Annotated in this window: 13 protein-coding genes; 4 read left to right on the top strand and 9 right to left on the bottom strand. The window is 42.7% G+C overall.

Going from position 1 to position 12,812, the window contains the following annotated elements:
* Positions 1 to 305: 305 nt before the first annotated feature.
* Together I592_RS02590 and I592_RS02585 are read right to left on the bottom strand one after the other, a co-directional pair.
* Positions 306 to 2,738 (bottom strand): flavocytochrome c, encoded by a 2,433-nt coding sequence (locus I592_RS02590; protein ID WP_010781782.1) that lies wholly within the window; start codon positions 2,736 to 2,738, stop codon positions 306 to 308.
* Entirely contained in the window at positions 2,735 to 3,361 is a 627-nt protein-coding gene (locus tag I592_RS02585) for an NADPH-dependent FMN reductase (RefSeq protein WP_010781783.1), read from the bottom strand. Before I592_RS02585 ends, I592_RS02590 begins: the two co-directional genes overlap by 4 nt.
* Positions 3,362 to 3,602: 241 nt before the next feature.
* Between I592_RS02585 and I592_RS02580 the strand changes: the two genes are divergently transcribed.
* Complete coding sequence (locus I592_RS02580) at positions 3,603 to 4,541, top strand: LysR family transcriptional regulator (RefSeq protein WP_010781784.1); 939 nt, start codon at positions 3,603 to 3,605, stop codon at positions 4,539 to 4,541.
* Positions 4,542 to 4,915: 374 nt separating this feature from the next.
* Here the strand turns inward: I592_RS02580 and I592_RS02575 are convergent, their stop codons facing one another.
* The 7 genes from I592_RS02575 to I592_RS02545 all read right to left on the bottom strand — a co-directional run bounded on the left by I592_RS02575 (position 4,916) and on the right by I592_RS02545 (position 9,694).
* Positions 4,916 to 5,170 (bottom strand): hypothetical protein, encoded by a 255-nt coding sequence (locus I592_RS02575; protein ID WP_244265148.1) that lies wholly within the window; start codon positions 5,168 to 5,170, stop codon positions 4,916 to 4,918.
* A 49-nt stretch (positions 5,171 to 5,219) separates the two neighbouring features.
* Positions 5,220 to 5,486 carry a hypothetical protein gene (locus I592_RS21920; protein ID WP_010781786.1) on the bottom strand — a complete coding sequence of 89 codons (267 nt, stop codon included), beginning with the start codon at positions 5,484 to 5,486 and terminating at the stop codon, positions 5,220 to 5,222.
* Positions 5,487 to 5,507: 21 nt separating this feature from the next.
* Positions 5,508 to 6,158 (bottom strand): Rpn family recombination-promoting nuclease/putative transposase, encoded by a 651-nt coding sequence (locus I592_RS20670; protein WP_010781787.1) that lies wholly within the window; start codon positions 6,156 to 6,158, stop codon positions 5,508 to 5,510.
* 322 nt (positions 6,159 to 6,480) lie between these two features.
* Positions 6,481 to 7,071 carry a DUF3885 domain-containing protein gene (locus tag I592_RS02560; protein ID WP_010781788.1) on the bottom strand — a complete coding sequence of 197 codons (591 nt, stop codon included), beginning with the start codon at positions 7,069 to 7,071 and terminating at the stop codon, positions 6,481 to 6,483.
* A 200-nt stretch (positions 7,072 to 7,271) separates the two neighbouring features.
* Entirely contained in the window at positions 7,272 to 7,760 is a 489-nt protein-coding gene (locus tag I592_RS02555) for a hypothetical protein (protein WP_010781789.1), read from the bottom strand.
* Between the two features lie 136 nt (positions 7,761 to 7,896).
* Positions 7,897 to 8,385: a rhodanese-like domain-containing protein gene (locus I592_RS02550; RefSeq protein ID WP_010781790.1), complete on the bottom strand. Its 489-nt coding sequence runs from the start codon at positions 8,383 to 8,385 to the stop codon at positions 7,897 to 7,899.
* Between the two features lie 382 nt (positions 8,386 to 8,767).
* A complete protein-coding gene (locus I592_RS02545; protein WP_010781791.1) occupies positions 8,768 to 9,694 on the bottom strand; it encodes an FAD:protein FMN transferase in 927 nt (308 codons plus the stop codon).
* A 269-nt stretch (positions 9,695 to 9,963) separates the two neighbouring features.
* Between I592_RS02545 and I592_RS02540 the strand changes: the two genes are divergently transcribed.
* Genes I592_RS02540 through I592_RS02530 form a run of 3 tightly spaced genes read left to right on the top strand, consistent with a single transcriptional unit; the run spans position 9,964 to position 12,792 of the window.
* Complete coding sequence (locus I592_RS02540) at positions 9,964 to 10,950, top strand: hypothetical protein (RefSeq protein ID WP_010781792.1); 987 nt, start codon at positions 9,964 to 9,966, stop codon at positions 10,948 to 10,950.
* Positions 10,951 to 10,998: 48 nt separating this feature from the next.
* Complete coding sequence (locus tag I592_RS02535) at positions 10,999 to 11,211, top strand: tautomerase family protein (RefSeq protein ID WP_010781793.1); 213 nt, start codon at positions 10,999 to 11,001, stop codon at positions 11,209 to 11,211.
* A 12-nt stretch (positions 11,212 to 11,223) separates the two neighbouring features.
* The gene (locus I592_RS02530) at positions 11,224 to 12,792 is read left to right on the top strand and encodes an L-serine ammonia-lyase, iron-sulfur-dependent, subunit alpha (RefSeq protein ID WP_010781794.1); all 1,569 of its coding nucleotides are present in this window, start codon (positions 11,224 to 11,226) and stop codon (positions 12,790 to 12,792) included.
* Positions 12,793 to 12,812 lie beyond the last annotated feature (20 nt).

Genomic DNA, 12,812 nt, shown 5'->3' with positions numbered 1-12,812 from the left:
GAAAGAAAGAAAAGAAGCTGAAAGAAACATTTATAAAAAGATGCCCTCATACTGCATATGCTGAACTGTTTGAAAAATAAAGGGCAATGCTTGGCTTCATTGATTTCATATCATGACTCAACAATGAACAAAGAGAATCGACACCATAATCGCATTTGATCCCATCTGAGACTGAAAACACGTGTATAAGAAGGAAATGATGGTCGATAAGTTCCCATCCGCTTTACAAATTTATAGGATAGAACTAAAAAAGTCAGCTACTTACGCGAACGCTAGCGGCTGGCTTTTTACTTTTATTTCACTTATCATTCATTTACTAGAGTATCTTGTAAAGCTGTTTTCCCTGCAATTCTTCCAAATGTAAAAATGTCTGTCAAAGAGTTCCCACCGAGACGATTTCCTGCATGAATCCCTCCTGCGACTTCACCTGCTGCGTATAATCCAGGGATGATTTGTCCTTGTCCATTTAATACATGTGTGCCCGTATCGATTTTCAGACCTCCCATGGTGTGATGCACAGCTGGTTTTCTCGGTGTAGCATAGAATGGCGCTACTTCAACTTTGGAATCGAACACGTCTTTTCCAAATTCGGGATCGTGGCCAACCTCTACATAGTGATTGTATTTTTCGATCGTTTCTCTAAAAGCGACTGCATCTATCCCTAGCTGTTCTGCTAAACCTTCAAGCGTATCTGCCTTAAATAATGTTCCTTCAGCGACTTGCTTGTCAATTTTTTCTTGCGTTGTATTGTAGGCTGTTCCTTTGATCACTTCATCTGCGATCAAGTAGAACAGACCTCCGTTGTCGATCGCTGCCTGTGTCAAAGCATCTCTGCTCCCGTATTCATTAACGAAGCGTTTTCCTTCTTGATTCACCATGATAAAGTTTTGTGGCGGTACTTGCAGGCCACTGAATAATGCGCCGGTCTCAGGATCGGAGACTGGCATCATTTGAGAGAAGCCCATTCCAACGAGTTCTGCTCCAGCACTTTGTCCTAATAGAATGCCGTCGCCGGTGATCGCTGGTGAGTTCGATGTCTTAATGTCATCGTCGATTTGTGTCCAATAGGTATTATACTTCTTGAGCATTTTTGTATTTGCACCAAAACCTCCTGAAGCAAGGATGACGGCCTTGGCATGAATAGTCGTCTGTTGCCCGTTCAGTCCAGTTCCAATAATGCCTGTCACATGACCCTTTTCAATAATAAGCTCTTTTACTGCCGTGTCAGTAAGGATCGTTCCTTGATTGGATTCAACGAACTTTTGCAATGCGGAAACGAATGCAAACCCTTCGCTTTTTAGTGGTTTATGTCCTCTTCGCCACAAGGCGCCAACAGGCATGGTCACCTCTTCTTTATCAAACTCAACACCAATGTCTTCTAGCCATTCTACGGATTCTAAGGCTTTATCTGTCAATATTTTTAACAAATCATATTGCCCATAAATACCGTTTCCAAGTTTATCTGTTCGTTTCCCACCTAAATAGGTTTGCATCCGATGAAGAAGTGTCGAGTCAAAGAGATAGCCCGTCTTCTTCGTCGTTTCTTCTAAATAGAGCGTAATTTGATGCTTCAATGCACGGAAATCCTCCAGATATTCAGGATCGATCGTTTCTTCCTTGATCGCTACGATTTCCTTTAACGTGTGACTTTCGCCAGAAATAGCTTCAAAGGTACTTTGCCATTCAGGATCGGCCGCGTTCATTGGTCCGCCTGTCCGTACCGTATTTCCTCCCACAGATGGAAATTTCTCCACCACGATAACTTTTTTTCCTTCTTGCAAAATACTTGCTGCCGCGGCTAGCCCCGCACCCCCTGCGCCAACAACGACAACATCCGTTTCATAGTCCCTGTCTTTTGTATCTGTCGCACTTGGTGCTTTTGCTCTTTTTCTCAAAATATCTGGATTGGCACCCGCTGCCTTCACTGCTTTGGCAACACCATTAATGACCCCGTTACTTGTTACAGACGCCCCTGAAAGAACATCTACATTCAACGTCTGACCTTCAATGATCTGTGAAGGAATCCTTGTAAATACGACATCCGCAATCCCTTCAGACTCACCTGAAGTATCGATATCAATCGCTTCAATTCGGTTATTCGATAGTGAAACTACCATCGGAAGATCCCCATTATGACCTACGGCAGCGACTGTATATGCCCCCGGTTCGAAGACAACTTCTTCGGGAACATTCAGTAGATTGGCGACTTCTGTAAATCTCATAAACCGTAAAAAACAGCTTTCTAAGAAATCAATGGTTCGCTCTTGTTTGAGGTTTCCTTCTTTATCAAACGCTTGATGAGCACATCCCAATAAGAATTCGTACCCAGGCATCACTGATGCATTCACCCCAGGCGCATCTAAGATCTGACGTAAATGCAATTGAGCTCTTGATGACCCTTGCACATCATAAGAGGCACCGACGATCATCACTGGTTTTCCATCAAATGGATGCAGGTTGAACGATAACCACTCCAGAATGCTTTTTAACGAAGACGGAATCGAGTGATTGTGTTCAGGTGTGGCAATGATTACGCCATCCGCCTCTAAAATTTTTGTATTAAACAACTGGATAATTGGGCTTTCTGATTGATCCTTCGACTCATTAAACAGCGGAACCTTATCTAGTTCTAGAATGTCAATTTCAGCCTTGTCACTAAAATGTTTTTTCATAAATTTTAATAGTTTACGGTTGTATGATTCTTTTGCATTTGTCCCTACGATTCCCACGAATTTCATTTTTTATCCACCCCTTCCACTGCTTGTTCCCAAATGACTTTTTGGTCTTTCTTCGTTTTATACGGATTTGACGCCATTAACTGATTGGTAATATCTACGAATAACAAAAAATCATCCATTGACTCTTCCAGCTCCTTCACTTTTTCTGGATAGATGAGCTGACCATCTTCATCGAAGGCTTGCAAAGATTGACCTAATAAAAATTCTGTTCCAGACATCACCCGTGCTTTTAGTTCAGGAGCATTCAGAATTTGTCTCAAATGTGCTTGCGCTCTCGAGGAACCTAATGATCCATGAGATGCACCCACAATCATCACAGGTTTGTCCATCAGCGGACGTGTGGTATAGGACAACCATTCGAGCATACTTTTAAGCGCTGCTGGAATCGAATGATCGTATTCAGGCGTACTGATAATTACCCCATCTGCTTGGTCGATTTTCTCTGAAAGAAGATTGATGATTGAAGGGGATGTTTTGTCCTCCGGCTCATCAAATGCTGGAAAATCTTTAATCTCGCAAACCTCGATCTCTACTTGGTCCGAAAAATGTTCTTTCATATATTGTATTAGCTTCCGATTCGTTGATCGGTCTGAGTTTGTCCCGACAATACCAATTAGTTTCATAAAAAAAGCTCCCTTATTGTGAAATTACGAACATTTATTTATAAAAAAATAGATCCAGCCGTCATAATCCATTTAAAAAAGTAAAAAATAAACAAATTAACTTTAACAAACGAGAAAATTATGGCTTTATTACTACATAGCTTAGTGTAAATCAGAAAATAGTAATTGTGAAATATATATTTTATTATCAGGTTATAAGTAATTTGTTATACTGAGGAAAAGAATTTTGGGAGGACGTAGGATGGTTCAGATAGATTCCCTAAACATGCTGCAATACATCGACATGTTATTGAAGCATGGAAATTATACGAAAGCCGCAAAAGATTTGTATATCTCTCAGCCCTATCTCACTCAGACAATCAAAAAGGTCGAACAAGAGCTTGAAATTGAAATCATCAATAGACACATTACGCCTCTACAGCTAACCGAGGCTGGAAAAGTGTATTATCAATACTTAAATTCTTTAGAAACTGAGCAGGATCTTTTTCGGAAAAAAATCGCGAAGTATTCCTCACCAGATTCTTCGATACTTCGAGTAGGCATTCTATCCAGTCTAGGTACCTATGTATTGCCGTTATTTCTGTCAAACTACATGGAAAAGCATCCCGAAGTAAAAATAGAATTGCATGAAGCAATACCCGAAGAAAATGAAGAAAAATTATTGAAGGAAGAGCTCGATGTATTGATTGGGCAAAATCCTGAAACGATCTCTCCAAATTTAACCGTTCATGTCAGCGGTAAACATGGGTACTATGCTATCATTCCTGAATCATCTGACCTTTTTCAAAAAGGCCGATTGTTTGTCTCCCCAGAGACCATTCCCATTAAAGCGCTGCTGAAAGAAACACTGGTTTTGACTTCCCGAGGGTCGGCCATACGAAGACAAATCGATTACCTGATACAAAAACACGCAATTCATTCAAAAATAGCATTGGAAAGCAACAACATCTTTACTGTTGTAGAATTAGCAAAACAGAATATGGGTGTCACTTTTGCTCCCGAAAGTGTGACTGTTCCTTCTACAAACCAATCCGCGTTCAATATTTATCCTCTTTCTTTAGACATCTTGTCCTTGGACTACTTTATTGCACATCCAGCCAATAAAACGTTGATACCAGCGGAGAACGACTTCATTGAGGCTTTTCTTAAAGAAATGGAGCGTCATGTTCACAAAACTTAACCACTCAAACCGCTCTTTTTGGAACGTATGAACGGTCTTCGAAGTGACAAAAAAGAAACCGATCCTACTAAGGTCGGTTTCTTTCTTTTCCTCTTGTCACAGTGCTAAACGTCCTGCCATCCCTTAGACCTAGAGAGTAGCTCGTCTATGATAGTTGGGTAGGGGAGTTTTTTATTCTCTATTGCAATCGAAGAAGAATAAAACTTTTTAGGTACTGAAATCTGTATTCTTATAGTACATAAAACTCACGGAAAAATACTGGATAGATATAAGCGATTTTTACGCTAAAAGACAACAGAAATAACCCATCCCGTAATCCGCATACTGCTGGCGAATTGTTGGATGGATTTGCGTTTTTTATGCTTGGACAGTTCTTAGCATTGATCCATATGTGTGTCCTTTAGTTTTTTTATAGCTTCTAAATCCAAAAGGCTGTATTCCACTATTTTTTCGACTGGTATCTGGTCTTTCAACATTTTCAACGTATTCTCCCGAGCTACTCGCTCCCATTTCAAGCGCGCTTTTTTCTGACCTTCTCTGTAACCTTTCCAAAAACCTCTTTCTTCTGCCTCTATCAGCCTCGTTGATAGTTTGGCTTTGAAGCTTTCCTCTGCTTTATTAATTTCCATGATCATCGCCTTTTCTTCCTCATCGAAGATGCTCGAACAGTTCTTACCATTAATCCATATGTGTCTCCTTTATTTTTTTAATAGCTTCCAAACTTAAGGAACTGTACTCGGATATTTTTTCGACCGACATCTGGTCTTTCAACATTCTCACTACGTTCTCACGAGCCTCTTGTTCCCATTTCAAGCGCTCTTTTTTCTGACCTTTTTTCTCGCCCTTTTTTTCGCCCTTTTTCTCGCCCTTTTCTTCTGCTTCGATCAGCCTCGTTGACAGCTTGGCGTTGAAGCTTTCTTCTGCTTTATTGATTCTCATGATCATCGCTTTTTCCTCCTCATCGAGTTAGTAATAATCAATTTTTTCTTTTGCTTCTTTGATATAACTGGGGGCTTCTTGTCGGACCTCTCCTGTTTTTAAGAAATATTGCCAATGGTATGCTGGGTGATTTTTCTCAAGATGTTTATTTTTTAAACTTAGAAAGCTTAGGATCAAGGGTTTTTTACCCTTGAATCCGAAAAACGGCTGATACGTTTTTTCGTTTAGCAATCGAAAAATTTGCAACGCCTCTTGTTCTTTATCAAATACGTGAAAGTCCACAATATTGATGCCGTATGCTGGTCGCAGGGCGGAAAAATTATTGTCTTTAATAAACGCCTCGATTTCCTGATTGCCAAAGGAGGAGCGATACGCTTCTGTCAGATAAAAAATGGCGCGTTCCTGAAAGTAATGGTGCGGTTGTATTTGGCATTCGATCGTATAGTGACTGCCATCTTCGTCAACGGCTAGGATGTCTACTTCGGTCAATTTGATAGTCATTTTTTCAAAGGATTCTTTGTAGCTGTCGATGCGGTACGTTTTTTTTGGAGTCAGGGTCTTGAATTCTATCCCAAGCAAATCTTTGACAAAGTTTCTTAGGATGGAGGTGGAGTCTTCGGATGTCAGTAGCTTCTTAAACAACAGATCGTGGGTAGGTCTTAGTGGGAATGGCAACATAACTTTCACAGCCTTTCAAATTGTGTAGTGTCTATAATGAAAGGCTTTTATCATCTTCATTATAGCATGGAGGAACGAATGTCATCTATCTTAAAATACGCAGAAGATTTCATTTTTTACTTTTATAAGTCGACCTGCCCACGTCCTCTTTTGCTATTTTTTTGATAGAAAAAAACAGCAAGTCCGTATCGACTTGCTGCCTTCTTTATTTCCGTATTATTTTCTCCGTCCTTTAGCTCATTCATTGATCCACTTATTTATACAGGGAATTTTTCTACGCATTAACCGCAGATCAATCCTTTAATCAAGAGTGTATTTTCGTTTAAAGGATTGAATCATAATAACTAGAAATCTTTTTTCGATCATATTCTAGTATCCAAGAATTATATTTTTGATAGATTTCTTTTTGCCTAACGAGATTATCTGACCATATATCACAGCCTCTATCATCATAGATATTAAGAAGTAAATTATCTTGAAAATTATAGAGAACTAAAGGGATTTTTATTCTGAGTTTTCCATGATCATAAAAATCTTGATAACAAAGACCATCAATTAATTTGGCTGTTCTTAAATTCTCTTTTTTTGTTTCGATAACTAATACAGTTGTAGTATCAATACAATAATCTTTCCAAGAGTCAGTCGTAAAGCTATCAATTACTCTGAATTTATTTTTTTGTAAAAAACTGGTAATTCTAGTTTTTTTAGAATATTGGGAAACAAATAAAATAATTTGAACCGTTTCAGAGTCCTTAAAAACATCATTAAATAATGTCATTGCACGATGTTTTGCATTTTCGATATTCTCAAACTGAGTTGAATGCGTACCATGAGCTAATTCTAAGCGGATGTTTTCTTTTAACGGATACGTATGGTGATAGTTTAAATAAATATTTCTTATCTTTTTATTCAAGAAGGTACTCCTTTGGTCATTTTAAATAATTGTATGATAGAAAACAAAAAAATTAAAAAAAAGTAGCTGCCCCACTCCCTTCACTCGCTTTAAGCGCTTGATTCCTGCCCTCACTAGCAATCGGCCGTTTCTTATACATCGAAAAATACGCCCACCTTCTGACAAATCAGAGGTGGGCGTATTTTACTAAAGACACGTTGTTAGAAACATCCAACGATCGGATTCAAATACTCATTAGCGCCGATCACTTTTTTTACTGTTTGTTTATTTACTTTCTTCACTGTTATTCGTTCTAGATCACCTAGCTCTGCTTTTCCTTCCCATATTCTCCATAATTCAAAAGGGACATCCAGTGTTTGCAAGTACTCGGTCAAGGGCGTATACACGCGATCCCAGTCGTAGATAGTAATATAATAGATAAACGGCTTGTCGGTATACCTATCGATCGTGCCTTTTTCTCTATCCCTTTGGATAGAGAACGTCTCTTCATCATCTTGCAGAAGCATAAACATCTTTTCGTTGGGATCTATCTCGTTTACTTTAATACCTAGATTGGTTTCCATGTCCTGTAGGATCGCTGCGTCGTCCTGTAATCTGCAAAGCTCATTAAAAGAGAGCGATGCGGAGGCATTCGTTTTCGGTGTGATCGCCAGCTTGTGGTAACTAGCCAAATATATTCCTACTGTCATAGCTTTCCTTCTTTCTTTTTCATTCATGTTCTCGTTTCGTAATTCTTTCATCATACTATTGAAAGACCTTCCGAACAACCACCTCTCACACAAAAAAGAACCCTCTTCACCGAGAGGGTTCTCTGATTTCTAATGGTTACTCTGTTACCCATAGTTTGCTGTCGTCTTTATAGGGCCATTTTTTGGCTCCGTTTTCTACGATATATAAGCGGGACTCGTCGATTCCTTCATCGATCAAGAGTGAGATCGTGCGTTTGGCACCCCCGCCGCCGCCAGGGCATACGACATAGATTGGGGCGTCCCCATCTTTGAACTCGTCGGCACTATCCACGACTAATTTCTCCAGGTCTTCCGTGTCCACTGGGTAGGCTGGGACGCTGATAGAATTTGGCAAATGTCCCTTCTCATAATCTGCTTCTGGTTGGATATCGATAATTTGATAATCCGTCGCGTCATCCGTCTCAAGAACTCCCTTCATCTTTTCCGGCTTGATCATTTGCCACTCGATATCTGCTTCTGCTCGATCGGCTTTCTTTTCTTTTCCTTCATTGGTTGAACACCCTGTCAATACCATCGCAAACACCGCTAAAGCAATCACTACGAACCCACTTACTCGCTTTTTCATTTCTTAGATCCTTCTTTCATTTTCATTTTTTTGTTTGGTGCATTCTTGCTTCTTTCCATCAAAAAGTGAACCGTACAAAAGAACCTGTTCTACGGATCATTAGAGAATATCTGGTTGAGGGAAAGAATGCTTGGGAAACGCGCTTAGACACTCTAAGTAAAGCAGCGCCTCATAGTCATGATCGTTTTGGCATTTTTCCACCTCCCGCGCCACTTTGTAAGGGCTATCTTCAAACAAATTATATAGAAAGAGAATGTGCTTTTCAATAACAGATCAATAAATAGTTTCCCGATTCAAAAACTTTAATAACAACTAATGTTTTTGAATAAAATTACATTAATTATAAAAAAAGACATCTGGATTTCTCCAAATGTCTGTCTCTTTAATAGGAAATGCGCGGCTTCAATCCCTCGCTGAAGGCCATCTCCTTATTTTTCGTAATGACGATGCCTTCGATCCCTGCTGTTCGGTTTATTTCCTTCAGTGCTTCCTCTGCTGTTTTTCCAAAGAGACGCGTCGTCCAGATTTCACCATCCACGGATTTCTTAGATACGATCGTCAGGCTGGCTAGGTCTGTCTGGATGGGATAGCCGGTTTGCCAGTCAAAAATATGATGATACGTTTGTCCTTCCCATTCAAAGGTTCGTTCATAAATTCCTGAAGTCACAATGGATTCGTCTCGAGACTTCACTACCATGGCATAATTTCCTCGCTTCAGAAAAGGGTTTTGGATGCCCACATGCCAGGCGCCTTCTGCTCGCTGAGGGGCGGGGCCAAAGGTCAAAACGTTTCCGCCGAGGTCGATAAATGCGGATTCGGCACCCGCTTCTTTAAAATCGGCAATGATCTTATCGGCAAAATAGCCTTTCGCCAACGCGCCAAGGTCCAGTGCCATTCCTGGATGTGCCAAGTATACCGTGTGATCCGCAGCATTCAATTCGATCGCTGCTGGATCGACTAAAGGAAGTACCTCTTGGATCGTTTGAGGAGAGGGGTATCTTGCATCAGAAAAGCCAACGCGCCACGCTTGGATCAGAGGGCCGATGGCGATATTCAATGCGCTGCCGGGGATCAAGCTTTGTTCCTTTCCTATCGCGATCAACTCGAACAGGTCCTCATCCACCTTGACCGGTGCGATGCCTGCTTGCCGGCTGATGCGTGCCAGATCTGAATCCTTTGAATTCGCGCTGAAGCGGTGTTCAAAATCACGCAAGCGCCCTTGCGCAACGTTCAACAGCTCATCGGCGTTCGGATGCTGGATGGAGAGAATGATCACGGTCCCCATCAAGTGTAAAACTTTCTCCTTCATCGTTGTGTTCCTTTCTATAATTACCTTTGAAGACGTAGGAAGCTTTTTCAAGTGTTGATAAAAAATTCTACCACATTCTGATTGTTCTTTACATAGATTCTTTCGCAAAATCGTGGATGACGCGACCCGTTTTTCAAAACAAGTATAAGAATAAAGGGTATCCTTCTTTTTTTCTTCCATAGAACGCTAAGGAAGTCTGATTCTCCCAGTGACACCGCCAATGGAATCGCTTATACTTTTACTTGTAAGTAAAGTGAAGGAGGTTTTTTATGTTACTTTTATCGCGTGAAAATATCAAACAAGTATTTACCATGGCGGAGGCCATCGAAGCGGACAAAACGGCCTTTCGATTATTCAGTGAAGGCAAAACGGATGTGCCGTTGCGGACCCAGATCGTTTCGGAAAAGCAAAATGGGACCTTTCTGTTTATGCCTTCTTACGCGCCGGATCTAGATGCGGCGGCGGTCAAGATCATCAACATCTTCCCTGACAATATTGAAAAAGGGCTCTCCTCTGCGCCTGCCCAAGTATTGTTAGTCGATGGAAAAACAGGCTATATCAATGCCCTGCTGGATGGGGTGACGGTCACACAGTTCCGTACAGGAGCAGCGTCTGGTGTTGCCTTTGATGTCTTAGGCAGAAAAGACGCCAAAAAAGGTGCACTGATCGGTACTGGCGGACAGGCTGAAACGCAGCTGGAGGCGATGGTTTGCGCGCGGGACTTGGACACGGTCGCTGTATTCGATCAAAATCCTGAGCGGACAAAAGCCTTCGCTGAAAAAATGAATGCCGCACTAAAACAGTATGGAGCCGAGATCCACCCGGCAGCGTCTTCGGATGACGCGATCCATGATGCGGATTTGATCATCACGGTCACACCTGCTGCCTCTCCTGTTTTCGACGGCAGCAAAGTCAAGGCTGGAGCGACGGTCAGTTGTGTTGGTTCTTATCAGCCCCATATGCAGGAAATGGACCCGGTGATTTTGACACGGGCCAGCAAGCTTTATTTTGATTCTGAGGAAGCCGTTCTTTCTGAGGCTGGGGACATTTTGATCCCGTTGGAGGATGGGACGATCACTAAAGAGGATTTCACAGGAGACATTGGCGACGTCTTGCTTGGGAACCTCGTCGGTCGTGAAAATGACGAAGAGATCATTGTCTTCAAAACGGTCGGCATTGGGGCACAGGATCTCGTTACCGCACAAAAAATTTATGAGAAAGCGCGTGAAGCAGCTGTTGGCACCGAATGGGACTAGTTTTTTCATCTGCTTCTCGTAATAAATAGAAAATAGGAGGACTTACTTATGCCACACGTATCAGTCAAATTGTATCCAGGTCGTTCAAAAGAAGTAAAACAGGCATTCGCTGAAAAATTGCAGGACTTTGTCGTTCAAGAACTGGGCTGTGAACCCAATGTCGTCTCCGTTTCATTTAAAGAGATCGACGCTGAAAAGTGGAAAGACGTGATCGTTGACGAGATCGCTGGTGAAGAGACTTATATCGACGCAGATTTCTAAGGAGGGGCGCAGATGAAAGAACATGCAAGTATCTTTAATGATGTTTTGGGGCCTGTCATGATCGGTCCTTCCAGCTCCCACACGGCAGCTTCTGTCCGAATCGGTCGTGCGCTGCGTCAGATGGTCGCAGGAAAGATTACTTTTTTTCAAGCGGATTTTGATCCAGAAGGCTCTTTGGCAGCAAGCTACATCACGCAATGTTCTGATATTGGACTCGTCGGCGGCTTATTGGGGATGTACCCCACAGACAGCCGCTTGACGAAGGCACTTGAGATTGCCGAGGACGAAGGCATGAAAGTTCTTTTCCGGGTCATTCCCTTTGAGAACACCCACCCCAACACGTATAAAATGACGATCAAAACAGACCTCGGCGAAGAACTCGATGTCGTCGCGCTTTCCGTCGGCGACGGCATGATCGAGATCACAGAGATCAATCATTTCAACGTGGCGATCACTGGCGGTTTTTATGAGACCCTGCTTTTCGGAAAGGATCTCGCTTTACTTGAAGCCGAGCTCCCAGAAAAAATCAGTAAATTTTGCTTTGCGACGGTCTCCGAAAACGAGGGAGAAATCCTTTTGCACCTTAAAACCCAGCAGGCACTTTCTGAAAATGAAAAGGCTTGGCTGAAGGAACGCATGACCGTCGAGCGCATGATTGCCTTCGATCCTGTGTTACCGGTTCTTTCGCAAAAGGAACCAGAGATGCTTTTTTCTACAGTCGAAGAAATGGTTGCCTTGGCAAACAAGGAGCAGTTAGATTTAGCGGATATGGCGTTGCGCTACGAGAGCCATCGCGGCAGTATCTCCGAATCCGAAGTCTATCAAAAAGCCGAAGATATCCTCGCCATCATGACCAACGGCATCCAGGTAGGATTGGCGGGTACGTCCTATGACGATCGGATGTTGGGGGCGCAGTCACCGAAGATTCGCGCCAATCGCGCCAAGCTGATCGGGGACGACCTTCCGGCAAAAATCCTCGAAAACATCTCTGCCCTGATGGAGGTCAAAAGCTCCATGAATGTGTTCGTGGCGGCGCCAACAGCAGGTTCCTGCGGTGCACTGCCGGGGACATTGATCGCGGTCAGCGACTACCAGAAGAAATCAAAAGATGACTTGGTTCGCGGGCTATTAGCGGCTGGGATGATCGGGATCTTCATCGCTGAATACGCCACATTTGCGGCGGAAGTTGCCGGATGTCAGGCGGAATGCGGTTCCGGCTCTGGGATGACCGCAGGCGCTCTGGTCCAGTTAATGGGGGGAACGATCGAGGAAGCAGTGGATGCGGCGGCGATGGCCCTCCAAAATGTCTTTGGAATGACCTGCGACCCCATTGGTGTTCGAGTAGAAGTGCCTTGTCTTGGAAAAAATATGATGTGCGGAATGAACGCGCTGGGTGCGGCGAACATGGCCTTGGCAGGGTACGATGTCGTTGTTCCACTAGACGAAACGATCGAAAGCTTTAATAAAGTCGGACGTATGATCCCGCCCTCTTTACGCTGCACCGGACATGCCGGATTGGCGCAAACAAAAACGGGCCTTGAGATCGCTGAAAAACTAGGCTGTCCGCTGGATTGCTGTTAAAATCAATGAGAAAAGGGAGC

It is taken from the genome of Enterococcus gilvus ATCC BAA-350 (genome assembly GCF_000407545.1).
GTDB lineage: Bacteria > Bacillota > Bacilli > Lactobacillales > Enterococcaceae > Enterococcus_A > Enterococcus_A gilvus.
The sequence above is the reverse complement of the archived record's forward strand: the minus strand, read 5'-3'. Positions and strand labels throughout refer to the sequence as shown.